The sequence below is a fragment of the Sporosarcina saromensis genome (genome assembly GCF_033253735.1).
Lineage (GTDB): Bacteria > Bacillota > Bacilli > Bacillales_A > Planococcaceae > Sporosarcina > Sporosarcina saromensis.
The window spans coordinates 29,082-54,426 of sequence record NZ_JAUBDI010000011.1; the positions used below are offsets into that span (position 1 = coordinate 29,082).

Annotated in this window: 23 protein-coding genes and 1 riboswitch; of the genes, 8 read left to right on the forward strand and 15 right to left on the reverse strand. The window is 46.4% G+C overall.

Features of this window, described 5'->3' with window-relative positions; translation table 11 throughout:
* Nucleotides 1-446: 446 nt before the first annotated feature.
* The 7 genes from cobD to QT711_RS12035 all read right to left on the reverse strand — a co-directional run bounded on the left by cobD (nucleotide 447) and on the right by QT711_RS12035 (nucleotide 8,476).
* Nucleotides 447-1,532 (reverse strand): threonine-phosphate decarboxylase CobD, encoded by a 1,086-nt coding sequence (gene cobD, locus QT711_RS12005; RefSeq protein WP_317944571.1) that lies wholly within the window; start codon nucleotides 1,530-1,532, stop codon nucleotides 447-449.
* Complete coding sequence (gene cbiB / locus QT711_RS12010) at nucleotides 1,519-2,478, reverse strand: adenosylcobinamide-phosphate synthase CbiB (protein WP_317944572.1); 960 nt, start codon at nucleotides 2,476-2,478, stop codon at nucleotides 1,519-1,521. The genes cobD and cbiB overlap by 14 nt, the downstream gene beginning before the upstream one ends.
* Nucleotides 2,475-3,944, reverse strand: coding sequence for an adenosylcobinamide amidohydrolase (locus QT711_RS12015; RefSeq protein WP_317944574.1), 1,470 nt, complete (start codon nucleotides 3,942-3,944; stop codon nucleotides 2,475-2,477). The genes cbiB and QT711_RS12015 overlap by 4 nt, the downstream gene beginning before the upstream one ends.
* Before the next feature lies 1 nt (nucleotide 3,945).
* Nucleotides 3,946-4,938, reverse strand: coding sequence for a FecCD family ABC transporter permease (locus QT711_RS12020; protein ID WP_317944576.1), 993 nt, complete (start codon nucleotides 4,936-4,938; stop codon nucleotides 3,946-3,948).
* Nucleotides 4,931-5,911 (reverse strand): ABC transporter substrate-binding protein, encoded by a 981-nt coding sequence (locus QT711_RS12025; protein WP_317944577.1) that lies wholly within the window; start codon nucleotides 5,909-5,911, stop codon nucleotides 4,931-4,933. Before QT711_RS12025 ends, QT711_RS12020 begins: the two co-directional genes overlap by 8 nt.
* Nucleotides 5,912-6,040: 129 nt before the next feature.
* Nucleotides 6,041-6,224, reverse strand: a riboswitch (cobalamin riboswitch).
* Nucleotides 6,225-6,386: 162 nt separating this feature from the next.
* Nucleotides 6,387-8,054, reverse strand: coding sequence for an arginine--tRNA ligase (gene argS, locus QT711_RS12030; RefSeq protein WP_317944579.1), 1,668 nt, complete (start codon nucleotides 8,052-8,054; stop codon nucleotides 6,387-6,389).
* Entirely contained in the window at nucleotides 8,051-8,476 is a 426-nt protein-coding gene (locus QT711_RS12035) for a DUF1934 domain-containing protein (RefSeq protein WP_317944581.1), read from the reverse strand. The genes argS and QT711_RS12035 overlap by 4 nt, the downstream gene beginning before the upstream one ends.
* 205 nt (nucleotides 8,477-8,681) lie before the next feature.
* Between QT711_RS12035 and QT711_RS12040 the strand changes: the two genes are divergently transcribed.
* Entirely contained in the window at nucleotides 8,682-10,736 is a 2,055-nt protein-coding gene (locus QT711_RS12040) for a transglycosylase domain-containing protein (protein WP_398296069.1), read from the forward strand.
* Between the two features lie 355 nt (nucleotides 10,737-11,091).
* Here the strand turns inward: QT711_RS12040 and QT711_RS12045 are convergent, their stop codons facing one another.
* The gene (locus tag QT711_RS12045) at nucleotides 11,092-11,622 is read right to left on the reverse strand and encodes a YwhD family protein (RefSeq protein ID WP_317944583.1); all 531 of its coding nucleotides are present in this window, start codon (nucleotides 11,620-11,622) and stop codon (nucleotides 11,092-11,094) included.
* 68 nt (nucleotides 11,623-11,690) lie between these two features.
* Here QT711_RS12045 and QT711_RS12050 point away from each other — a divergent pair, with 68 nt between their 5' ends.
* Nucleotides 11,691-11,879, forward strand: a complete 189-nt coding sequence (locus tag QT711_RS12050; protein ID WP_317944584.1) for a 2-hydroxymuconate tautomerase — start codon at nucleotides 11,691-11,693, stop codon at nucleotides 11,877-11,879.
* A gap of 138 nt (nucleotides 11,880-12,017) precedes the next feature.
* The gene (locus QT711_RS12055) at nucleotides 12,018-12,566 is read left to right on the forward strand and encodes a hypothetical protein (RefSeq protein WP_317944585.1); all 549 of its coding nucleotides are present in this window, start codon (nucleotides 12,018-12,020) and stop codon (nucleotides 12,564-12,566) included.
* 251 nt (nucleotides 12,567-12,817) lie between these two features.
* Here the strand turns inward: QT711_RS12055 and QT711_RS12060 are convergent, their stop codons facing one another.
* Nucleotides 12,818-13,324, reverse strand: coding sequence for a YwgA family protein (locus QT711_RS12060; protein ID WP_317944586.1), 507 nt, complete (start codon nucleotides 13,322-13,324; stop codon nucleotides 12,818-12,820).
* 16 nt (nucleotides 13,325-13,340) lie between these two features.
* On the reverse strand, nucleotides 13,341-14,639 hold the full coding sequence (locus tag QT711_RS12065; protein WP_317944587.1) for an HD domain-containing protein: 1,299 nt from the start codon (nucleotides 14,637-14,639) through the stop codon (nucleotides 13,341-13,343).
* Between the two features lie 192 nt (nucleotides 14,640-14,831).
* Here QT711_RS12065 and QT711_RS12070 point away from each other — a divergent pair, with 192 nt between their 5' ends.
* Nucleotides 14,832-15,461, forward strand: a complete 630-nt coding sequence (locus QT711_RS12070) for an RsfA family transcriptional regulator (RefSeq protein WP_317944589.1) — start codon at nucleotides 14,832-14,834, stop codon at nucleotides 15,459-15,461.
* Between the two features lie 19 nt (nucleotides 15,462-15,480).
* Here QT711_RS12070 and QT711_RS12075 read toward each other — a convergent pair whose 3' ends face one another.
* On the reverse strand, nucleotides 15,481-16,311 hold the full coding sequence (locus QT711_RS12075; protein WP_317944590.1) for a lipoate--protein ligase family protein: 831 nt from the start codon (nucleotides 16,309-16,311) through the stop codon (nucleotides 15,481-15,483).
* Between the two features lie 260 nt (nucleotides 16,312-16,571).
* Here QT711_RS12075 and hemQ point away from each other — a divergent pair, with 260 nt between their 5' ends.
* On the forward strand, nucleotides 16,572-17,321 hold the full coding sequence (hemQ, locus tag QT711_RS12080) for a hydrogen peroxide-dependent heme synthase (protein ID WP_317944592.1): 750 nt from the start codon (nucleotides 16,572-16,574) through the stop codon (nucleotides 17,319-17,321).
* A gap of 126 nt (nucleotides 17,322-17,447) precedes the next feature.
* Here hemQ and QT711_RS12085 read toward each other — a convergent pair whose 3' ends face one another.
* The 3 genes from QT711_RS12085 to QT711_RS12095 form a co-directional block, all read right to left on the reverse strand.
* Nucleotides 17,448-17,636 carry a hypothetical protein gene (locus QT711_RS12085; RefSeq protein WP_317944594.1) on the reverse strand — a complete coding sequence of 63 codons (189 nt, stop codon included), beginning with the start codon at nucleotides 17,634-17,636 and terminating at the stop codon, nucleotides 17,448-17,450.
* Nucleotides 17,637-17,748: 112 nt separating this feature from the next.
* Nucleotides 17,749-20,826, reverse strand: a complete 3,078-nt coding sequence (locus QT711_RS12090; protein WP_317944595.1) for an efflux RND transporter permease subunit — start codon at nucleotides 20,824-20,826, stop codon at nucleotides 17,749-17,751.
* A gap of 827 nt (nucleotides 20,827-21,653) precedes the next feature.
* Nucleotides 21,654-22,508 carry an aminopeptidase gene (locus QT711_RS12095; RefSeq protein ID WP_317944597.1) on the reverse strand — a complete coding sequence of 285 codons (855 nt, stop codon included), beginning with the start codon at nucleotides 22,506-22,508 and terminating at the stop codon, nucleotides 21,654-21,656.
* An 89-nt stretch (nucleotides 22,509-22,597) separates the two neighbouring features.
* On the opposite strand from QT711_RS12095, the gene QT711_RS12100 reads away from it, so the two are divergent.
* The 3 genes from QT711_RS12100 to QT711_RS12110 all read left to right on the forward strand — a co-directional run bounded on the left by QT711_RS12100 (nucleotide 22,598) and on the right by QT711_RS12110 (nucleotide 23,839).
* The gene (locus QT711_RS12100) at nucleotides 22,598-23,017 is read left to right on the forward strand and encodes a cell wall hydrolase (protein ID WP_317944599.1); all 420 of its coding nucleotides are present in this window, start codon (nucleotides 22,598-22,600) and stop codon (nucleotides 23,015-23,017) included.
* 199 nt (nucleotides 23,018-23,216) lie between these two features.
* Entirely contained in the window at nucleotides 23,217-23,573 is a 357-nt protein-coding gene (gerQ, locus tag QT711_RS12105; RefSeq protein ID WP_317944725.1) for a spore coat protein GerQ, read from the forward strand.
* A 143-nt stretch (nucleotides 23,574-23,716) separates the two neighbouring features.
* Nucleotides 23,717-23,839, forward strand: coding sequence for a hypothetical protein (locus tag QT711_RS12110; RefSeq protein ID WP_317944601.1), 123 nt, complete (start codon nucleotides 23,717-23,719; stop codon nucleotides 23,837-23,839).
* A gap of 117 nt (nucleotides 23,840-23,956) precedes the next feature.
* Here the strand turns inward: QT711_RS12110 and QT711_RS12115 are convergent, their stop codons facing one another.
* On the reverse strand, nucleotides 23,957-25,000 hold the full coding sequence (locus QT711_RS12115) for a beta-carotene 15,15'-monooxygenase (RefSeq protein WP_317944603.1): 1,044 nt from the start codon (nucleotides 24,998-25,000) through the stop codon (nucleotides 23,957-23,959).
* Between the last annotated feature and the right edge of the window lie 345 nt (nucleotides 25,001-25,345).

Genomic DNA, 25,345 nt, shown 5'->3' on the forward strand with positions numbered 1-25,345 from the left:
TCTGCATATTGCCGCATACTTGCCCAGAACTACGCATAAGTCTGCAAAACTCCGCATAACTAGACGAATCGCCGCATATCCCGTTTACAATTCCAAACCCTTAATGTGTCAAAGGCATTCTAGCGCGACGCATGCATTCCAATGTTGACTACTTCCCGCGAATCTAGTTTATTTCTATACCAATCAGATATTTGAAGAGCATCGTTTTCTGCTTGTAGGATAACCGCATAGTTTTGTAAAACGGCACATAGTTGCCCAGAACTCCGCATATCTCTGCAAAACGCGGCATACTTGCCCAGAACTCCGCATATATCTGCAAAACGCCGCATACTTGCCCAAAACTCCGCATAACTAGAGTAATCGCCGCATATCCCGCTCACAATTTCCAAACCCTTTATTGGTGAAAAGCATTTCTAGCGCGAAATGAGCGCAGGCAAACTCAACAATTACCCGCGACTCCCAGCAAACCAATCTGTTAGTTCGCGTTGCAACAAGGCCATATCCGTTGCACGTTTCATGCCTACTCTTAGCCAGCGGCCGTCCATGCCGTGGAAGTTTTCAGAGTGGCGGAGGACGATGCCGCGAGTGAGCAGGTCTTTATAGAGTTTGCGTGCATCTAGTCCTGCTGCCGGTTTGAATGAGAGAAAGTTGGCTTGTGCGTCAGTGACGGTGCAGTCGTGTTGCTTCAAGAATTTCTGTAATTGTTGACGTTGTTCAGTGGCATATTCAATAGCTCTTGTTCGATACCCTTCTTCGTGCAGGCATTGTGCGCCGATTGCAGCGGCGATGCCGTTGACGTTCCAATGAGGGGCGATTGCTTGTAACGCCTTAATCACATCCGGGTTTGCGATGGCGTACCCAAGGCGAATGCCCGGGATGGCGTACATTTTCGTCATGGAGCGGACGACGATGACGTGCGGGAAATCTTGCACGTTCGGGATGAATGATTTTTCTTCATCTACGAAGTCGATGAACGCTTCGTCTAGGATGACTTCGCAACCGGCTTCTCCTGCTTGCACGATGAGTGATAGGAGTTCTTCCCGGGACGGCAAGATGCCTGTCGGGTTGTTCGGTGTACACAAATACAATGCAGCTGCGTTCGGAAGTTTTTCTATGATAGTTGCTACGGGCAGTTTGAAACCGTCTTGTTCCGTAGCGAAAACACGTATTGGATCCACTCCTTTTGCCCGCAACGTCGCTTCGTATTCGGAGAATGTCGGATGGACGACGATTGCCCGTTTGCCGCGGTATCGTTCAGCCAAGAGCGATAAGAGCTCTGCTGCACCGTTTCCTGCGATGACAGCAGCAGGAGAAACGTGATGGTAAGCCGCTACTTCCGACAAGAACGGTTCGCCGGATGGATCAGGATAGGTAGGAATCGTCGACAACAGCGCCGGCCACATCTCGAGCACGTTTTTCGGCGGTCCTTCCGGATTGCAGTTTTCACTGAAATCAACGGTTCGCTCAGGTGGCTTAATGCCTAATCGCTTATACACATGGTGCGGGTTTGCGCCGTGTTCAGGTAATTGCATGTATGATCACTCCAATAGCTGTCAGTAACATCCAACATACAAACGATACAATGTGCATGTGGACGATGGTCGATTGGATATCGGGTGCAGTGAGCTTCCGGTGGCCAGGACCGATTTGAGGACGTTCAGATATAACGCCTCGATATGTACTTTTCCCGCCTAACGTGACACCGAGTTGCCAAGCGGTGGCTGCTTCTAAATAGCCGCTGTTCGGGCTAGGATGGCGTCTTGCATCTTGCCGCCAGCCGGCGAACCGTTGACGGAACGGGATGCCCCCTTCGTTCGGTGTCGTCAGTAAAATGAGCAACCCTGTAATTCTTGCGGGAATGAAATTTAGAACGTCATCGGCACGCGCTGAAAACTTGCCGAATTCATGGTAGCGGTCGTCTTTATACCCAACCATCGAATCGAGTGTGTTAACCGTTTTATACAACCAGATGCCCGGTGCACCAAACAGGAATGCCCAAAATAATGGTGCTGTCACCCCATCTGATGTGTTTTCTGAGACCGTTTCAATTGCTCCGCGGGCAATGTCGCTTTCTTGTAGCGTTGCAGTATCGCGGCCGACAATCCAACTCAGTTTCGTTCTTGCTTCTTGCATATCGCCAGCGATCAAAGGCTTGTACACTTCCGTCGCTGCATCCCGTAAACTTTTCTGGGCAAGACCAATGGCAATAAGGACGGCTTCAACGGCGATGCCTACTGCAATATGCGTTTGATAGGCGATCGTTACAATTGCCAGAACGATGCCCGTCACGATAACGATCATCATGAGCAGCAATCCCGCGCCTTTTAGTATGCGGGCACGTCCTTTGTTGAGGACCGCGGTCAATTTCGTAATTAACGTGCCAATCCAACGTATTGGATGTGGCCAGTTCGGGGGGTCCCCAATGAGGCGGTCAAGGAGGAACCCGATCGCGATTGCAACAAAATGGGTTTGAATCATGTGTGCCAACCTTTCGCTTGTTTGTACGCTTTGATGGCGCGGACGGTGCAATCGTAGACGCCGTGGCCAATCAGTTTGCCAAGGGGCGTAATCGGTCCTGCGTATGGCAACGATTCGCCTTCTTGTGTGGCGGCGACGAGTAGGCTGTCGGTCGATGTGCCAGTTGCTATTGTGCCGGTTAATGGGTCGGTGATCGCTTCGGTTTGGAGCGCTTTCGTTTTCGCTTCGGTCGCTGTAATCATCGCTTGGATGAAGGCTTCTTCGGATAAGTGGCCGTTGACGATGATCCATGTGTTGATGGTGCCGATGCGTTCCGGCCGATCCCGGTAAAGAGCTTGCGACACATCGACTGCGTTTCCGACGCCAGCAGTGACCATGATGAGGACGGTGCCGAAGTCTCCTTTATATTCACCAACTTCTGCGTGTTCGGTCGTGACCGCCGTCATCATGCCAACGGTTTCTGTCAGGTGGTAGCCACGTTGTTGAAGATATGCTTCGTTTTCAGCTTTGACATTGTCGATATTGTAGTCGGCGTCGACGTGACGGTTGACGAATGCGCGGTACCAGCCTGTGCCGGCGTTATGGACGGCGGATGAGACGGTTTTTAACGGCTTGTCGGTGCGCAGTCCGACGTGGTCCGCTGAAATGGTAATTTGTTCTTTCTTGACAATGAACGGTTTCGTATCCATTGTATCAGGCAACAACGTCATTTGCGGTTTCGGGAGCTCCGGGTGCGGCTGTGTCTTAATGCGCGCGTTATAGACGGAGCCGATGATCGTCTCTTGGATGACGTCTTGCGGATCACCGATTGCTGAGATAGCCCCTTTGTCCATGAGGAGTAAACGGTCGCAATATAATGATGCGAGGTTGACGTCGTGGAAAACGGAAATGACGGTCACTCCTTTTTCGACGGCGTGTTTTCGAATTGTATCGAGTAATTGCTGCTGGTGTGCGATGTCGAGATGGTTGGTCGGCTCATCCAGTAAGAGGATGGGTGCTTGCTGGGCGAGTGCTTGTGCGACGAAAACCCGTTGTTGCTCGCCGCCTGACAATAGCTCGATCGGCGTATGTTCATAGCGTGTTATGCCTGTGTACGCCATCGCTTCTTGGACGGCTGTTTCATCCGTTTCCGACCAGGTGGAAAAGAGACCGGACTGATGCGGGTACCGGCCAAGGGAGACGGTGTCTTTTACGGTATGGGAAAAGGCATGCGCATGGAGCTGTGGCAGGACGGCGACTTTCCGTGCAAATTCTTTTTGGGAATAAACCGCAGCGTCTTGCCCGTCGATATGGACGGTGCCTGTCAGTTTCGGCAAAATGCCTGAAATGATTTTGAGCAACGTCGACTTCCCGCTGCCGTTCGGCCCAAGAATACCGAGCACTTCCCCTTTTGCCACTTGGAACGTTACATCGCGAACAACCGGCTCTTTGCCATAGCCGCCCGATACGTTTTTCACTTGCAGCATGTCACATTGCCCCTTTCCTTCTCTGTCTGTAGAAAATATACGCAAACACCGGTGCACCGATAAATGCAGTAATGACGCCGACTGGTAGTTCTGTAGGAGAAATAATTGTGCGGGCGATCAAGTCACAGATGATGAGCAATGATGCACCGTTTAAGAATGATAATGTCAGTAAATGACGATGGTCAGACCCCCACATGAGTCTTGTCATATGCGGAACTACGAGGCCGACAAAGCCGATTGTACCGGATACTGCGACAGCGGAACCTGTTAAGATGGAGCCGCCGATAAGGATCATAAATTTTCGTTTTTTAACGTTTACGCCTAAATGATGGGCACGTTCTTCTCCGAATAGCATCGCATTTAATTCACGACGGTTCAACCAAAGAATGAAGGAGCCGATGACGACAAACGGCAGGATCATGAGAATGTAATTCCAACCGCGCATGGACACACTGCCTAGAAGCCAGCCGATAATTTGGCGGAGTTCTTCGCCGGTGAGGGCAATCATTAATGAAAGAACTGAGCCTAAGAAGGACCCGAAGATGATGCCTGTCAAAATGATTGTCTCCATTTTCATGGAACGGTCGACGAGACGTGCGAAGCCGATGACGAGAAACATTGTAATTGCTGCACCGGTCATGCTGAAAAACGGTAAGGTGTATGTGCCGACAATCGGAATGGACAAACCAAAAAAGAGTGTCATAACCGCACCAACAGAGGCGCCGGATGACACTCCGAGGGTGTATGGATCAGCAAGTGGGTTTTTTAATAAACCTTGGAATGCGGCTCCTGCAATGGCGAGCGAGGCGCCAACTAGTCCAGCTAAGATAACACGTGGCATTCGAATTTTATATAAAATGTTCGTTGCCGTCGTATCGGATGCATCCCAAAATGTGCTGATCGGAATATGTACCGTTCCGATTGAAACACCGAGCCAAACCGCCACGAGTAATGTGGCGGCGGACACGATGTAGGCAATGGTTGCTTTATTCACCAAAAGCCTCTGGATATACTGCTTTTGCTACTTCTTCTAGACCGAGTGCAAGACGTGGACCTGTACGGCTCGTCAAGTTTTCATCTACTTGAATGACTTGGTCTTCTTTTACGGCTGTAATGTCACCGAAGCCATCGCGGTTTTTCACGCTTTCGATAATGTCCGGCACATAGCTATACATGACGATAATAACGTCAGGGTTTTGGTTGACGATTTCTTCAGGGCTGATCATCACCCAACCTTCTTCAGTGACAACGTTTTCCGCACCGATCATGTCCAAGATTTCTTGCATGAACGTGTTTTTACCCGGTGCATAGATGGAAGGTGCATCGGATGTTTCGATGAATACACGCTTTTTGTTTTCAACTTTTTCTGTTTTCTCGATCACTTCAGCGACTTTCGCTTTCATGTCTTCGATAATTGTTGTCGCTTCTGCTGTTTTTCCAGTCGCTTGACCAATTTGTTCAATCGTTGTGTATGTTTCTTCAAAGTTCGTTGCGTTTTTCACGACAAACACTTGAACGCCCGCATCGCGGATTTGTTGTAAGCCTTCTTCACCAGTGCTCAGACCGGATTCGTGTGCGAAGACAACATCCGGTTGCATCGCTACGATTTTTTCGACGTTAAACTCCATGCCACCGATCTTTTCTTTTTCCAATGCTTCTTCAGGGTAATTATCATAATCGTTGACCCCAACGATTTCTTCGTTCAAACCAAGGGCAAAAAGGATTTCTGTGTTACTTGGCATCATGGACACAATTGTTTTTGGTGCTTCTTCAAACGTGATGTCATTGCCGACAGCATCTGTCAAGGTGACAGGGAATGCTGCTTTTTCAGACGCTTCTTGTCCGTCTGCTTGCCCGTTTTCAGTTACAGGCGTTTCTTCTTTTTTCGACTCGTCCGCTGTACCACATGCCGCAAGCATGAATGTCGCGAGCACGGCCATGAGTAGTAATTGCAAAAACTTCTTCATTGCTCGTTCCTCCTGTTTTGTCCAAACAAAAATCCCCCGTTTGGTGACGGAGGAATGTGCTCAGTAAAAATCCGGTACCACGTTTCTAACTTGCTTGTACCGATTTTCACCAAACCTATCCTCGTAGGGTACGGGTGATTCATGAAGGCAGGTCTCCTGGCTCGTGCGTAACGCTCGCTGCGCCTTCCCGGAACGATTCCAGTGGCACTTGCAGTTTGCTTGCACATACAGTGGCGGGACCGCGTCGGCATTGAACCGACTTCCCTTTTAACCCCGGCGTTGGAAGCGGGGCACCTTCATGTTTGGGTATGTAATTTTCAATTCTGATTCATTATACTATACATTTCGACAATGTCGAGAGTCCTATTTTTTTGGTGCCTGTCCCCGAAACAATTGTGAATTGTTTCGGGGACAGGCACCAACACGATTCAAAATATTCGCCCTTCCGTCTCGTGGACGGAAGGGCGAAATGGGGTTACATTTTTTCAGGTGCTGCGACGCCGATCAGTTTGAGGGCGTTGGCGATTGTTGTGCGTGTTGCCGTGATGAGTGCTAGGCGTGCTTCTGATAGATCACGGTTTTCCGGGTCGAGCACTTTTTCCGCATTGTAGAAGCTGTGGAATTCAGCTGCGAGTTCCTGGATATAGACTGTGATCCTGTGTGGTGAGCGTAGTCTTGCTGCGTCGCTCACAAGACGTGGGAAGTCCCCGATTTTTTTCAACAGTGACAGTTCTTTTTCCGTCTGTAAAAGCTCGACGTGATCTGTTGAAGCAGCAAGGTTTGCGTCGCCTGCTTGACGCAAGATCGATGAAATCCGTGCATGTGCGTATTGCGCGTAGTACACCGGGTTTTCGTTCGATTTGGAAATCGCAAGATCTAAATCGAAGTCCATTTGCGCATCGGATGAACGCATTGCGAAGAAATAACGAACGGCATCTAGGCCGACTTCTTCGACGAGTTCACGCAATGTGACCGCTTTGCCGGTACGCTTACTCATTTTAAATTTCTCGCCGTCTTTGTACAGTTGCACCATTTGTGTCACTTCTACTTCAAGCGTGTCGCGGTCGTAGCCTAATGCTTCGATCGCTGCTTTCATACGTGGAATGTAGCCATGGTGGTCAGCTCCCCAAATGTTGATCAGCTTATCGAATCCACGACGCAGCTTGTCTTCATGGTAGGCAATGTCCGGCGTTAAGTACGTGTAGGAGCCGTCGTTTTTAATAAGCACGCGGTCTTTGTCATCCCCGAAAGTTGTGGAGCGGAACCAAGTCGCCCCGTCTTCTTCATACACATGCCCGTTTGCACGCAATTTGTCGAGTGCAACTCCGATTTTCCCATCTGTATAAAGGGATGTCTCAGAGAACCAGTTGTCAAAAGGTACACGGAAGTCTTCAAGGTCCTTTTTCAACTTCCCTAATTCATAATCCAAGCCGTATTTGCGGAAAAAGTCTTGCCGTTCTTGTTCTCCAACATGGACATATTTGTCTCCGAATTCTTCCGCCAATTTCTTCCCAATGTCAATGATGTCTTGCCCGTGGTAGCCGTCTTCAGGCATGTCTTTGTCCATTCCAAGTGCTTGGAAGTAACGCGCTTCCACTGACATCGCCAAGTTGTTCACTTGGTTCCCTGCATCGTTAATGTAATATTCACGTGAGACGTCAAAGCCTGCAAAATCCAAAATGTTGCACAATGAATCCCCGATAGATGCTCCGCGTGCATGTCCTAGATGCAAGTCGCCCGTCGGATTTGCCGAAACGAATTCAACTTGGATTTTCTGTTGTTCACCGTAAGTCGAGCGGCCATAATCTTCTTTTTGGGCAAGCACCGTTTTCACGACATCTCCTAAATAATCGCTTTTCAGTCGGATGTTCATGAACCCTGGACCAGCAATCTCTACAGAATTGATGGACGTGGACGATGTATCGAGTTTTTCCAATATGGCTTCCGCGATTGCACGAGGAGGCTTTTTCGCAATTTTTGTGAGCTGCATTGCGATATTCGTCGCATAGTCACCGTTCTCTTTGTTTTTTGGTGTTTCGAGTAGGATGTCCGGGATGTCGGTTGCTTCCGCTAATTCTGCCGCGATGACGGCTTGGTGGAATGCTTCTTTAATTTCTTGTTGGATTTTTTCAACTGCGTTCATGCGTGTCCCTCCGTATATGTAATGAGTAGTTCATGTGTGCCGAGTCGTGCGCCGTCCGCATGCAATTCGTAGTGGGCGGTGAATCGACGATCTGTCACTTCCAGTTTTGTCGTTTTGACGAGTAGGTTAAACGCGACCTGTCCATTGCCGTATGTGCCAGGGCGAATGTCACCTGCTGTGAATGGCAAGCGCATTTGCACAGCGCCTTTGCGCATGATGAATGCGTCGTCTTTGTCCAATTTGACGATTGTTTTGACAGGTTCAGCGTGCCCGCCTTCTTCAAATTGCAAATACGTCTTACCCGCTTTTTTTATCAATATCCCCGCAGCTGTCAGTTCGTGCGGCTCTGCTACTTGTCCTTCATGCTGAATGGACGATTGGAGCCGGACGTCTACGGGCTGACCGTCCTTGATTGATTCCACAAGAACACTTCCTTACTCTATCGATTTCTACGTCCTGCTTTTGTCGAGCGTGCTCGTAAATACTATCCATTATAACTTTTTTCCGTTGTCGTTTCCATACATCTACTGATTGGAATGAAAAGTCGTGCTTTTTCATAGGAATGCCGTTTAATCTTCGCCTTGCTGTCGCATACTGACTGCATAAAGATTGGGGGATCGATTGCCAATGAAGAGAGCCGATTTTAAAAAGAAAAGGAAGATGCGCACAGCAACGCGGATGCTACTCCTATTGTCAGTCACAGCGTTGACCGCGTTTTTCACGGTGTTAATCAGTCTTCGTTTGTATGCGCAAATAACAGGCGCCCCTTCTTTGAGTGTGCCAAAGGCGAGTGTTTTCCTGGACAACAATGGTCGTCAGATTGGTGATAAGTTTTCAGCAGAGCGCAGGTATTGGGTCAGCTTGGACGACGTGTCGCCGTTTTTAATTGATGCGGTCATTGCAACGGAAGATCGTAATTTTTATGAACATAACGGTTTTGACTATAAAAGAATTGCCGGTGCAATATTAAAAGATATTAAGACGATGAGTAAGGCTGAAGGGGCCAGTTCCATTACCCAACAGTATGCCCGTAATTTGTTTTTGACACACGAAAAATCGTGGAGTCGAAAAATTAAAGAGGCATTGTATGCGTATCGAATGGAGATCTTTTACGAGAAAGATGTCATTTTAGAAGGCTACTTAAACACCGTTTACTTCGGACACGGGATGTATGGTGTCGAGGCGGCGAGCCGGTTTTATTTCGCGAAGGCTGCGAAGGATTTGACGCTTGAGGAAGCGGCCATCATTACGGCGATTGCTAAAGGACCTTCTGTCTATTCGCCCGTCGCCAATCCTGAAAAGTCGAGAGAGCGCCAATTGCTCGTTCTTTCATTAATGGAAAACCAGGGTTTCATCACAGAAGTGCAAGAATCACGTGCGAAAGAAACGGCGGTTGCGTTGAAAACGGAAGAATGGGCAGATATGAAACGAGCTGCGCCGTATTTTTTGGATGAAGTATGGCGGGAAGCAGAGAAAATATTAAGTAAAAAAGGGCGATATCCTGCTGAAGGTGGCTGGACAATCCGAACGACTTTGGATCCTCATCACCAACAGACGGCTGAAGAGTACATTGAAAAGTGGATGCCGGAAAACGAATTGCAGCTTGGATTCATTTCCATGGAACCTGAAACCGGTGCAATTACATCGCTCGTCGGCGGGACGAATTATGCGGAAAGTCCCTTTAACCGTGTAACGCAAGCGAAGCGCCAACCCGGATCGGCGATGAAACCGATTTTGTATGCAGCTGCGCTTGAAAGCGGCTATAACCCGTTGACGTTCATGTCGACAGAAAAGACGATCTTTACGTATGATGAAGGACGGTCGACGTATGAGCCGAAAAATGTGAACGGGAAATTTGCCGGACAACCGATTTCATTAGCTCAGGCACTTGCCATTTCGGATAATATATACGCGGTGAAAACGTTGGAAGATATCGGGTACAAAAAATTTAATAAGATGGCGAACCGTTTAGGGATCGACGTTGAATTTCAGGAATCCCCTGCTGTCGCTTTAGGGACGTCGGAAGTTTCTTTGTTGGAAATGACGAATGCCTATAACCGAATTTCATCAGCCGGATTGCTCGTAGAACCGACGACTATCATTTCCATCACAGACTCGGAAGGCAAGACGGTTTATGAACAACCGAAACTGACGACGAAGCGCGCGCTTACTGAACAAGATGCATTTGTCCTGACGCATTTATTGACAGGCATGTTCGACCCGGTGTTCAATGATTACTCGATTGCAACAGGACTGTCCATGCGTTCGAAGCAATCCAGGCCGTATGCAGCTAAATCTGGAACGACAATTTCTGATCAGTATTTAATCGGCTACTCCCCTTCCCTCACTGCAGGCATTTGGACGGGCTATGATGTCGGACAGCACTTGACGTCGCTTGAGGATAAAGCGGTATCGAAGAAAATCTGGATTGATTTCATGGAAACGGTGCATGCTGGTAAAGCGCCAGAGCCGTTCATTCCACCAAAAGGTGTGAGCAGCGCAATTGTCGATGTACAGACGGGTGGCATCGCTGTGAATGAATGTCCCAAACAACGGCTTATGTATTTGAAAGACAAGGATTTGCCGCAGCGGTTATGTACGGACAAGAACTTGCGGGAGCAATTGCACGGCGAGGAAGACGATGCCGATTTTGAACTGTTCCCTTTTTCGTTTTTTGAATGAAGGGCGATAGGACATGTTCGTGCACTGCCGGACGGGAATTCACGCAACATAGATTCATCTTCGCAGAATGGTAATACAGCAGGTACAAGTTCCAGTGCTTGCTTATTACCGTTCACAAGGCCAATCAAAAAAGCTTTGCACGCTGAATAATTCAGAAGTGCAAAGCTTTTTTACCGTTGCATGCGACCTATTTCATGCTCGTTCATTGCTTGGGTTTGTAATGAACAGCAGGCGAACAGGAGCGCACGTTTCGGTTGTCCTAGCTTACAATTGCAAGCTGTGAATTAAGTGTACTTCCTTTCCGGCTTACATTCAACCTCGGAAAGTGAAAGTGTGCACAAATGTCACATTTTGTTCATAATTCAGGTGAGTCCACACCTAAATCCACACGTAGTTTTGGTTCGCTATTGTCCCACATCTCTTGATTATGACTTGAAAGGAAATCAGCGAGAATCTTTTTGGACGTGTCATCCATGTGGTCAACGATGATTTGTCGTTTCATCGATTTGTCCATTCGATTGACGTGGTCCGCAAGAATTTTATAGCCGCGTCGTTTTTCACGGTTGACGATCATTTCGCACGCTGTCACTCCAGCATAATACGGTCCGTTGGCATTGAAATCGATGGTGACCCAGACGAGCCAATACGGTTTTCCGCCTTCAGAGTCTTCCCGATTGGTCGTAAATTTGATGCCGCGTTCCGTGTCACTCCGTGCGTGCATCGCCCCGATTTCAATACGCGCGACCCCTTCTTCGATATCAACGATGACCGGCGAGACGTTTTCCAATGACAAGGAACCGATACCGAAGCCTCCATGTCCATCAGTTGGATCATCTTTTATTATGGTGAATCCCATTTTCTGTTTTGGTTTCTGTTCATTCGACATTCCAATAACCCCTCCCACTCTGTTATTATATACACTATACATAAGTTTAAGCGAAAGGGGGAAATGGTATGCCATATGTAACTGTAAAAATGCTCGAAGGCCGCACCGAAGAGCAAAAACGGAACCTTTGTGAAAAAGTAACTCAAACTGTCGCGGAAACTACCGGCGCACCGATCGAGAACGTCGTCGTGTTCATCGAGGAAATGCCGAAAAACCATTATGCGGTAGCAGGACAGCGGTTGAGTGATAAGGAATGATTTGGGCGATGCGAGGAGGATGATCCTTGCATTGTTTTTTTGTGGGGTTATGCGGCGTTTGGAGGATTTCTGCGGCGTTTCGGAGAAGTTTGCCGCGTATGGAGATGTTATGCCGCGATTTGGTGAAGTATGCGGCGTTTGGAGAAGTTATGCCGCGATCAAGCTAAGTTTGCCGCTTTTGCTATTGTTCAATTAATGAGAACGCGGGTGGATATTTTTCAAAAGCGCTTCCTGCTCGCGCCTAATGCTTTTGACAAATTAACGGTTTTCTTAGAGGCGATTTGCCGCGTTTGGAGAAGTTATGCCGCGTTTCAGAGCAGTATGCGGCGTTTGGAGATATTATGCCGCGATCAAGCTAAGTTTGCCGCGTTTGCTATTGTTCAATTAATGAGACCGCGGGTGGATATTTTTCAAAAGTGCTTCCTGCTCGCGCCTAATGCTTTTGACAAATTAACGGTTTGCTTAGAAGCGATTTGCTGTGTTGGAGAAATTATGCCGCGTTTCGGAGCAGTATGCGGCGTTTGGAGAAATTATGCCGCGTTTCAGCGAAGTTTGTGGCGTTTGGAGAAGTTATGCCGCGATCCAGCGAAGTTTGCGGCTTTTGATATTGTTAAAATCCACGGGAACGCGGAAGGTGAATTTTTCATAATGATTCCTGATCGCGCCAAATGGCTTTTGACAAATTAACGGTTTGCTTAGAGGCGATTTGCTGTGTTTCGTAGCAGTATACGGCGTTTGGAGATGTTATGCCGCGATTGAGCGAAGTTTGCCGTGTTCTAGAGGCGTTTGCGGTGTTTCTGCCTCGTTATGCATTATTCGGAGGGAGTTTGCGGCATTGGCCTACAATGAATGCGGATTGCCGTAGCTAGTATGCGAGCCTATGACGCGATTGCAAAAAGAAAAGCCCTTCCCTGTGCTAGTAAAGGGAAAGGCTTTGTTCATGCACGGGTGCATGATTGTAGATCAGAGATGAAGGCGAAGGCGTCGGCCATTTCGGCTTCGGTGTAGTTGAGTTTGTTTTTGACGATGTGTACTTTTTCGATTTGCTCGGTTTGTGGGAGGTGATCGAAGTACAGGACGGTTGAGACGAGTTCGAGGAAGCGTGAGCTTTTGCCGTTGAGCTTTTCGATGCAGTCGTGCAGTTTTGCATGTGGGCTGTCGGCGGTCTCGAGGAATCGTTGGCCTTCGTCTGTGACATTGTAGCGATATTGAACGTAGGAGCCTTTGTCTGTGCAGTTTTCAGAGAGGAATCCCATTTCGCATAGTTCTTCGACGCGGAGGGTCAATTCCTCAGAATAAGGTCCGTACATATGTAGTTCGTATTTTTCGGCAAACGGGAAGTTCATCTTCTTGGCGATGTAAATCATTTTCTGCAACTTTTTGCGGCCGCTGACTTCGTTTGCTAGTGCGATAAATTGTACAATTTTGGCGTGTTCTTGCAGCAAGTATTCCCTCTCCTTCCTATTTTCGTAGCATTTCGAGAATCTGTTTATACAATGGCTGTTCCTCTTGTTTTGCTTCAAAGAGGTCTTCCGGGAAATAGATTTTATGGTCGGTCCGTCGTTTGCCGGAAATAGCATCGACGATCTCCGATGAACGGGATAGCTCGCGCAACTCACCGCTCGGCAATTGCAAGTAGATCGGCACTCTTTCATTCTCCTCGCCGGGACGATAGAAATCATACGGCAAATCCGACGAAGAATCGGTCACTAAATAGTATTCTGGTTCAATGCCCGCTTCTTTGAAAAGTTGCTCGAGCTCACCAATTTTGCGGTATTCCGTTGCAGGATCGAACTCCGCGTATTGAAAGAGTTTCCGATCGAGGAATCGATTGCATAGATCCGATAGAATCGCATCGTCCTCTTTTCGCCACCATTGAAAATAGGTCATGAGTACGTGTTCATCGAGCGCAATATAGTCTTCAAGCTCAATCGATCGGTCAAAAAATGATTGAAACGGCACCGGATCATATTTGAATGAATAGCCTGCCGCATGTAAATGTTTTGCGCGGTGCAAGATTTTCATTAAGATTACCTCCGCACTTCTTGACACCGGGTGGAAATAAACTTGCCAGTACATTTGGTATCGGCTCATAATATAATCTTCCACTGCGTGCATGCCGCTCGATTTAATGACGACTTGTTCTTCGTCTGGACGCATAACACGCAAAATCCGCTCCATATCGAAATGACCGTAAGAAACACCGGTGTAATACGCATCCCGTTGCAAATAATCCATACGATCTGCGTCAATCTGGCTTGAAATTAAACTGACGACGAGCTTATCCGGATAGATTTTGCCAATGACATCCGCCACTTTTTGCGGAAAATCAGGCGAAACATTTCGGAGGACCGCATTCACTTCCGTGTCCCCCGTTAAAATCGCTTGTGTAAAGTATTCGTGATCCAGTGTAAACACTTTTTCAAACGCATGCGAAAAAGGACCGTGCCCGAGATCATGCAACAAGGCGGCGCATAATGTTACTAACCGTTCTTCATCATTCCACTCCGCACGTCCACTGAAACCATCATCAATGATCCGTCTCACAATTTCATAGACGCCGAGCGAGTGTTGGAATCGAGTATGTTCAGCACCATGAAAAACGAGATACGTCGTCCCGAGCTGTTTGATTCTACGGAGACGCTGGAACTCCCTCGTTCCAATCACATCCCAAATTACTTTGTCGCGCACATGGATGTACCGGTGAACGGGATCCTTGAACACTTTCTCTTCAGCCAGTTTCTCATTCTTATAATCCATCGTGCCCCTCCGTCCATGCATTTTCTTAAGTATATCAAAAAGACTGCGGAACGGTAGATGAAAAAAGGACGGATTTCCTTGAAATAAAGTGATATTTTTTGGAAAGTGTTCCAGTTTGAATGAATAAAAGGTTCATTGTCTGTACACACTGACCGTAAGAAAGAGACTATTAACATGGCAGGAGGCAAGGAGATGGTGAAAGTTAGACAGGATGCATGGCTTGAGGAAAATGATATTTTATTAGCTGAGACGGTACTTCGGCATGTCCGTGAAGGCAGTACACAGCTTAGTGCGTTTGAAGAGGTCGGCGATGCGCTCAATCGGACCGCGGCCGCTTGTGGATTTAGATGGAACGCCGTCGTTCGCCGCGAATACGAAAAGGAATTGGCAGAGGCGAAAAAGGAACGGAAACAGGCAATGCGCGTTTTAGGGGCTGATTTCAAGCGTCGTACACAGCAACTATATAACCCTAGTCCAGGTGTGGAGCAGGATGAAAAAGCAGCTGTTCCGTTGTCCGCGTTATCACTTGATACGGTCATTGCGTATTTGATTCGTTTGCATCATTCGGGTGGCGGCGACTCTGAATCACTCAGATGGAAGCATACTGCTAAAATGGCAAATGATAAAGTCGAGAAGCTTGAGAAGGAGATTCAAAAACTCCGCCAAGAGAATGCGAATATCCGTAACGACTATGAACAGTTCGTGCAGATTATGAACCGTGCCCGTCGTCTCGTCACACTTGAAGAAGAAGACCGTACCGCGCCTGTATTCAAAATGGAGCGCAACGGAAATCTCGTATCAAAAGAACCGCCAGTCAACTGATCTGGCGGTTTTTTGTCGCTCATCGTGCGAGCATCTTTTGATTGCGCTCAACGACCCGTTTCAAATAAAACAAATACAATTCCATTTCATCAGACGTCAATCCACCCATTTGGACCTCTTTCTCCGATAAGACGTTCAACAACATTTGAATGCGAATGCAAACGTCACTGACCGTCAACGGCATGCCAAGCAACTCTGACAACGACGCCATCACTTCAGGTTGAATTGTTGGGTAGGTGAATTTCGTCTGCTCCCCTTGCAACCCTTTTTCGTATAAATCGCGAACGAGTGCTGCGCGTTCGGAACCACTGCCCTCCACGCACAAGTACACTTGAACCGCCACGCCCTGACGGAGTCGTCGTTGTGAAATCCCTGCAAACTTCCGCCCATTGATACTCAAGTCATATGTCCCCGGGCAATAGGATCCTACGATTTCATATGCTTCAATTTGGTCCGCAGCTTCCGGGAACAGCAAGCGAACAAATTCAAGCATCGCTTCATACCCTTCCGGAATATCAATCGATCCCTCTTGTTCAGAGAGGACGATTGAAACATTTAGCACACCTTCGTCAAGGACAACAGCTAATCCGCCTGAATTACGGACGATTGTTTGATAGCCCGCTGCATGTAAAATGGGCAAGGCCTCCTCAATATGCGGGAGACGATGATCTTGAATGCCTAAAACGACGGTGTTTCCGTGCACCCATGTTCGGACGGTTGGAACGGAGTCCTTCTGCCCGACGAGGTGGCAAAGCGTGTCATCCATTGCAAAGGATTCAAGGGCGGAACGGTCTACAGCGGTCATTGATTCATCAATAAAGCGCCATTTTGCTAATTGTAAATTGGACATTTCTTTCTCTCCTGAATGTATGTGCAACGATAGTATGCAGGCCATTCATTGCCATAGACACCTCGACAATGGACTGCACGCCTGATCGCTTTTCTTGTCTAGTTCTTTTCCGCTTTAAGCATACACTACAAACGAGTGAACGAACAACCTCGCCGTTCATGACGAATTGATGAATTAAACAGTTGATGAACATGTTTCTTAATGGGTTGTGCTACACTAAAGGAAGAAGTAAAACCATATATAAAGGAGTTTGATTTCACTTGAACGAAGCAGCGATTACACTCGATGGTTGGTATGTATTGCACGATTTACGGACGATGGATTGGGCGTCTTGGAAGTTAATTTCAAAAGAGGAGCGCCAAGCCGCTGTCGATGAATTTCTAGCTTTTTTAGAAAAGCTTCAACAAGCGGATGACAATAAAACAGGATCGCATGCATTTTATACAGTCGTTGGGCAAAAGGCGGATTTCATGCTCATGACGCTACGTCCGACGATGGATGAATTGCAAGAGCTTGAAACGGAATTCAATAAATTGACGATCGCGGACTACACGATTCCGGCGTACTCCTATGTGTCCGTTGTCGAACTGTCGAATTACCTTGCAGGCGAATCAGATGAAGACCCGTACCAAAATCCATATGTACGCGGCCGTCTGTACCCAGAGTTGCCACGCAACCAATATATTTGTTTCTACCCGATGGACAAGAAACGCGAAGGCAACGACAACTGGTACATGCTCGATATGGACAAGCGTAAGGAATTGATGCGCAGCCACGGCATGATCGGTCGCGGGTATGCTGGAAAAGTAAAACAAATCATTTCCGGTTCTGTTGGCTTCGATGATTTCGAATGGGGCGTCACATTGTTCTCGGATGATGTGTTGCAGTTTAAGAAATTAGTATACGAAATGCGTTTTGACGAAGTGAGTGCGCGTTACGGTGTGTTCGGTTCGTTCTTTGTCGGGACGTTGCTTGATGAGGAGAAACGCAAGTCGTTCTTTACGATTTAATGCGGTGTTAACGTATACGTGTTTGTAAACACGTTTGGGCTATTATAGCCAGAAAAGGTGAAAAGCAACAGGCGCTATCCCGTTCAATGGAGAATGGGATAGCGCCTTGTTTGCTTGCTATTTTATTTACTGCTTACGCTTAACAAACGCACTAACATAAAACACTACCAAACCACTAATCAAAATATAAAAAGATGAACTAAAAGCCGAGTGTTTTAAGTATGCATATAGAGAATGAATAGATAAAGCGACCACAAAGAAGATAAATCCTAATTCCACCGCTTTTGAAGTATTTTTCTTTTCTTCATCTGTCATTCTTCTAAAAAACATTCTTACACCCCTCAATCAATTGCTTGAACTTGAACAAGCTTATCGTCAGCTCCATCATAAACATTCCTGATTTTCTTCCAAACGTTTACGACTCCCATCATGATTCCTTTACCGAGTGCTCGAAAGTATCGTTTCGATGTCCAATCAGCTTGTAATAGACCAAGTAGAGTGATGGAATCATGACGAGTGTGAACAGACTGGAGAAGGCTAGACCAGCAATGATCGTGATGGCTAGTGCTTCAAACAGCGGATCACCCGTTGCCGCGACTGGAATGAGTGCAACAATCGACGTCAAGGATGTTAAGACGATCGGTTTGATACGTGCATAACCAGACTCGACGACTGCTTCCACGACATTCATATTGCCTTGCAAACGCCTCGCTTCCACGAAGTCGATGAGTACAACCGCGTTTCGTACGACGATACCGGTCAGCGACACAATACCCATGACGCCAAGGAAACTGAGTGGTGTTTGCGTGATGAACAATCCGAGGATTGCACCAGAAATCCCTAAGTACACCGCAAACAGCACAAGGAACGGCAATGTAAATGATTTAAATTGGAACGCAATGACGAGATAGACAAGCAAGATAACGACTAAGAATAAAATTCCGATTTCAGCAAAGAATGCTTGCTGGTCCGAATTCTCTCCACCTGTGGAAATTGTGTATCCTTCAGGTACATCTTGTTTTGCATCTTCTGCCGCCTCTAACATGGCATCCTTGAATCCATCTGCATCGCCGAATGCTTTCAATGTAATCGACCGCTCACCATTTTCGTGTGGTATTTGTGCTAGCAATGACGTTTCTTCAGTTGAAACCAATTCATCCAATGGGACAAATTGCGGTGGGCCCCCAGCTGCTGTCATCGAAGGTAGTTCAAACTGTGATAAGTCAATTGGCGCTCCACTTTCCACGCCTTGTTGTTTTAACACGACTTGATAAGGAATGTTGTCTTCATATAGTTTAAACAAAGGAACACCTTGCGTAAGTAATTGCAATTGGTTCGTCACCGTGCTTAACGCAATTCCATTGTCTTGAAGCGCTTGGCGATTTGGTACAAATTCATTTGCAGGAACGGCTGCCCCTAAATTATCTGTAACAATCGTTGCCCCGTTTGCCAATAAACGCTCTTTCAGCTCATCCCGTAACGACGCGAGCTCAGTAATGTCATCACCTGTCACAGTAACCGTTACCGGTGCACCGACTGGCGGTCCTTGAACGATTGTATCGAGGAAAATCTCTGCTTCTCCAAATCGCTCCCGCAGCTTAGGCTCCCATTTATCAATAAAGGCAGATGCACTTGTCTGTTCACGGTCAACACGGAATACTACCTGCCCAGTATTCGCCCCTACATTGTCCATAGATGCCGCAAACAAGCTCGGCAAACCGGTCCCTGTGAAAATGGCCGTTTCTTTTACATCTTTATCTTCTTGCTCAACTGTCGACACAATTTCTTTCAACACTTCATCAGTTTCCTCAATGGAAGTGCCTGCCGCCAGCCTAACATTCATCGTCACTTCTTCTTTATCCGCTGCCGGGAAAAATTCAAATGGCGTCAAAAATGCGAGGAACAACAACCCGGTCGCAATCCCTAATCCACCAAAGCCGACGAGTAACGGACGTTTCAATACAGACCGCAACACTTTTTCGGAATAAAAGACGGCAAGCTTCTCCAAAGGCTTCCCAAGGAACCCAGGAGTATCCGAGATTTTTTTATTGCGTCGCTTCGTTTTTACGTATTGCAACATCGGCACGAGTGTCACAGACAACACCGTCGATGCAATAATTGTTGTGATCAAAATGCTTGGCAATGCTTTGATGAATGCGCCATTTCCACCTGACAGCAATAATAACGGTGAAAACGTCACAACAATCGCAAGGCTCGATGAAATGATTGACGTGTACACTTCCTTAACGCCATTTACAGTACCAAGAAGTGGTGCATCCCCTAACTTATAACGACGCTGAATGTTGTCATTGACGACAATGCTGTCATCTACAAGTATACCGATGGCAATAATCAGACCGATGACGGAGATTTGATTCAAATCCACGCCCATATAAGGGATTGGAATCAGGCCAATTAACACAGAAGCAAGCACGGTGAGCGCTACCGCAAATGATCCGTAAATCGTCAACCCAGCAGTCGTTACAACTAAAACCGCCAACACTGCAATGAGTAGTGAAATGTACAAGCTGTCAAAGATCGTGTTGACGTTTTCAGCTTGTGATTCATAGTGTACCGCGGTGATCCCGTTCGGTAGGTCTTCAATGAAACGGTCCATTTTTTGCGCAACCTTTTTATCCATAGAAGGAATGTCTTTCCCCGGTTGCAAGAAAATCGTATACGAGATTGCAGGTTTACCTTCAAAAGTAATGAAGTCTTCCGCTTCCTTCGCCACTTCCTGGATGTCCGCAACTTCATCTAACGGAACCGCTGTTGCACCAACTTGGAGTTGTTTCAATTTCTCGATGCCTGTCGCCTGTTGGACTGTTAGCATGAGGTTTTCATTGCCATCATCATGCGTGCCAAGCGCAAGCGGCTGGTTCGCTTGTTGCAATGCACTCAGAACGTCACCTGGCTGCAAACGGTTTTGCACAAGTTTTTCGGTATTAATTAAAATCTCGATTTGCTTATCTGTAAACCCTTTGACCGTAGTACCTGCTACACCTTCAATGGATCGTATTTCATCAGAAAGTTTCACGAGCGATTGCTCTAAGTTAGCGAGTGCGACCTCATCTCCCGTGAACATATAGGAGGACAGCGGAAACGCCAAGTCCAGCTTTTTCACATCAGGGGTCTGTGCATTTTCCGGCAACTCCCCTGCTGAACGCTGAACTTCCTGCTGGATTTTGCTAATTGTCTGATCTGAATCAATTCCGTCTTTCAACGATAACGTAATGATTGAGGCGGAGTTTGCCGATACGGACTTCATCGCGTCGATGCCATCAAGCTTTTTCATCGCACGCTCCAACGGGTTCGTAACAGACGACTCGACTTCTTCAGGTTCAGCACCCGGTAGAATCGTAGACACCATGACGACATCTACAGGCGTTTCAGGAATTTCCCGTTTGGGCAACGTCAAAAATGTGTAGACGCCAACGAGCATTAATATGAAAATCAAAAAAATGAATAGTTTACTTCTCTTCAATATGAAGGCCAATGTCCTCATTCCTTTCCGTTCAACTGGCAATAAACCCCTTATGATGGATTTATTCTAATCATGTCATAGTATTCACGTATTCTCAATTCTGGAAACTTGCTTGCTACCAACTATTTTGTGTCTGAAGGTTATGCGAGCATCGATGAGCTTTATTGAAATGTGAGTGGTGATATTTGGGGGTGACAGGCTTTTAGAAGTTCTCTATTTGACCACGGGCGTTGATTTTCGAGAGTGACGGGCATTTAGAAGCGTTCTATTTGACCGCAAGCGTTGATATTCGGGGGTGACGGGCATTTAGAAGCCCTCTATTTGACCGCAAGTGACGATTTTCGGCGGTGACGGGCATTTAGAAGCGTTCTATTTGACCGCAAGCGTTGATATATGGGGGTGACGGGCATTTAGAAGCCCTCTATTTGACCGCAAGTGACGATATTCGGGGGTAACGGGCATTTAGAAGCGTTCTATTTGACCGCAAGCGTTGATTTTCGGGGGTAACGGGCATTTAGAAGCCCTCTATTTGACCGCAAGTGACCATTTTCGGCGGTGACGGGCATTTAGAAGCGTTCTATTTGACCGCAAGCGTTGATATATGGGGGTGACGGGCATTTAGAAGTTCTCTATTTGACCGCAAGTGACGATATTCGGAGATGCCGGGTATTTAGATAGCCTCTATTTGACCACGAGCCACAAAATTCAGGGGCAACGGGCATTTAGGAGTCACCTAATTAACCGAGAACGATAATAGCAGGACTCGCGGGTAATTAAGTAATTTATTATACTGCGAGTCCTGAACTTATAAGTGTATTCTATTTGGCATAACTTTTCTTTGCAGGCACTTATTTCTCAGCAAGCCAGTTCAAGATATCCGCTTTTAGATCGTTGCCGTTCCAAAAGGTCAATGCCTGTTCTTCGCCAAGCTTCTCAATGAGATGTTCCATATAATCAGTGCCAAGTAAGTACCCAATTCGGTTATACCCAAAATAAGTACCACCGGATAATCGGAACCACTCCCGTTCCTTCGCCATATCCCATTCCCCTGTTGCATCTTCTAAAAAGCGACGTTTTACTTCTGCTTTATTACGCTCATAGCACTCCACCCATGGTGCGCCTTCGTCATCGTACGTAAAATAGACCGGTTGTAGAAGGCCAGGAACCATTTTCTTTGATAAATAGGTCGCGGCTCCTTCTGTAAAAAGCGTCGTCAATCCATGCATCCAATCAATGGTCGACCAGTCAATCCCTTGACGTGTAGCCAGTGCGAAATGTGTGACATGACCGATTTCATGCGCCGTAATGACATGCAAATGTTCAGGTTTTGCCGATAACTTTTCTGCAGCAAAAAAGATCTTGCGGCGATTGTCTCTCGTGACGAATGCGTTAGAACCGAATGTACCAACCATTAGTACATGCGCTAAATCTAGGTCCAATTGATAAGTTTGTGCGAAAGCCTCTTCAATGTCTTCAATAATTGCTGGCAAGGTTTGTGAAATCGTACGAATATCCTCAATTTTACTGTCGTACTTATCAATCGCCAGTTGGATGCGCGCTTCGGTCTTTGGACAATGCATCGGAAAATAGTCTTTGAAAATTATTTCGTGTTCGTTGAAATATTGCTCAAGTTTATCGCGCGTAAGTGGCTTTTTCTCCTCGTAGAAAGATAGGAAACTTGGAATTCGGTTATCAATTTGCATGCGTGCTCTCCCCCTTTTCCTTAGTATAGATAAGTTTCTGTCATTTTCATAGAATGCAGAGCATATCGTTGAATTGAGGGGGTTATGCCGTGGCAGTCATTAAGGCCACTGACAAGGATGTTGATCTGTTAGCTCGATTAATGCGATCGGAAGCTGAGGGCGAAGGGCAGTTAGGAATGCTCTTGGTCGGTAACGTTGGGGTCAATCGGGTTCTGGGGGATTGTTTGGATTTCACGAAAATCCGAAACATACAAGACATGGTCTATCAACGTCCGGGAGGCTTTGAAGCGACGACAAAAAGCTATTTTTATCAACGGGCTCGTGAGGTGGATAAAAAGTTGGCAAGACGGGCAATTGCAGGGGAGAAATTCCACCCAGCAACCCGCTCACTTTGGTTTTTCGAACCATCTGGAGCTTGTCCTCCACAGTGGTACAATCAACCAAACACAGGCAGATACAAAGCACATTGCTTCTTTGCCCCTACCGTCGAAGATTGCCCACGCGTATAACCGTCAGTACCTGTGCGAATCGACAAGCATGCAGCAGCTCTCTTATATTCCACCCTTTTTAAGACGTGAAAATGAAGGGAAGTTGCGCGCTTCAGTCGTCTCCGCAACAACGACAGCCAGAGTACGAAAAATTGCCTCCATGGGAAAATTCAAACGCAATTACACCAAGGTGTAATTGACCACATGAAAGGATGAGTAAATCGTGCAATACTATTGGTATCCAGGATTTCAACCACAACAGCCAGGGACGACACCACCACAAGTAACCATTCCAAGCGGAGGACGACCGCCAGCTACGCCGTTTCGGGAAGAATCGTATATTGAGAACATTTTACGTCTGAACCGAGGAAAAATCGGTACATTCAACTTCTCTTTCGAAAATGCATTAGCTGCTGGAAAAAATACGCTCGCGATTCGAGGCATGGTCGAAGCTGCCGGTCGTGATCACGTCATTTTAAGTGAAAGTGGCACTGGGGATCGTTTTTTAATGCCTATGATTTACTTCGACTACGCAGAGTTCGACGAAGAGCTCAATTATTTTAATCAACAGCCCTAATACGTTATCCCCCATTGTTCTTTGAATAGTGGGGGTTTTTCTTTTTAATGGATGATCTTGGTATGTACCTATTTTGTAACGAGAAAACATATTGTTCTTATCTAACCTTTTTACGCGTGCACTTTAAACGAGGAGGAACATGAATGGACAAGTTTTTAAAATTTATCATTGCAGTATCGTTACTAACAATAGCAGTAAATAGTATGTTAATCAGTAGCTATTTAAAGAATATTGTTGAGTTAATAGGCGGTATTAGTATTCCTTAATCCCCTTAAAACAGCAATAACCTAATGGTTATAAAAAGTGATTCTGCTCACATGAAAACAGACACGTTACTAGAAACAACTTTTCCAGTAACCTGTCTGTTTTTGGCCTTAGTATCCCTATAATTTTTTAGAAAGTGTTTGTTTAAAACGTTCAAGATCATCCACACGAATTGCAGCTGTATTAAATTCCTTTTCCGCTCCTAAAAACAATGTTGCCTTCAATGGACGGTTAAAGTGGATAATACATTGCGGCTTTACATCTTCAAAATCTCTCGCAATGAATTCGATAAGATTTTTCTCTTTTAACGGGTAAGCCTCTGCATCCGTGCCCCAATCTACTTTCTTAATTGCTTCGTAAGGGATTTCCATTCGCTTGCTTAACCCTAACGATAGTTGAAGATGATCTTCATTCATTTTCAATGGATTAAGGCGTATTGCTTGGATATCCGCAATAAAATAGATGACCGAGTACACATTCAATACGAGTAAAACAACTGAAAGGATGAAGGATTTTTCGTGTAACCACCAATGGATTCCTATCGTTTCAATGACGATCGCATGAATGAGCATAATGTTTAACGCAAGCATGCTAGTTTTCCGGTGTAACGTGAACAAGTTCTGTCCAACTGGAGGTTGGCGCTTCCAAGATGCAACCGCATAGTAAAACATTAGTACTTCAGCGGCTATAATAGAAATAAGCGGATGCGCCGAAACTCTTTCCTTGACCAGTCTAGGAAATGCAAACAAACTACTCGAATTACTTTGCTTGAGATCTTTAATAATTGCAGGTAAATGTTTTGCTAGAAGGAAAAGAAGACCGATTTCAGCTAAAATAATCAAACCCTCAAAACCAATTGCAACATAAGGAAGCACTTTAAATGGAGCAAAATGTTCAGTAGGAATGATAAACCGAGCAGCGATTAGCCCCATCACCATAAATGTTAAGAAACGCTTTATCGTAAAGCCCTTTTTTCGCGTCAACGCTAAAATCAAAAGTGGTGCAACGATTGTAAAATCGAGCAGCGATCCAATGACAACTCCACGAGAATCAGCCGGAATTGGGATGGCAGGCAGTCGATAAGCTAAGAAATTACTAACAAGTACGAGAAGAAGTAATACAAGTAAAATGGCTTGTTTGGAGCGTGAACCGGTCAACACCATACAATCTCCCCCTTTTTATATAGTTTATCAAAAGAATAATCGGTGAACGAATAATTTTTCGACAATTGAGTGTACAGTGCATTGTTTTTGCAACCACTAGCCGTTACTTGTTGTTGGAGCTCTCTATTCGGACGTAGAGGACACGTTTCAAGCGTGGGTAACGCTTTTTGGAGCGGGACAGTCTCCTTTTTGAAAAGCGACGAACCGCTTTGGACTCTGCACGACTCGCTTTGGGTGCGGGACAAACCACTTTTGACCGAGGCGTATTCGTTTAAAGTTACCTCGCGCGAAGGGACACCATTCACGCGTAACCACGCCCATTTCTAGAACTCACGATGACGCGAT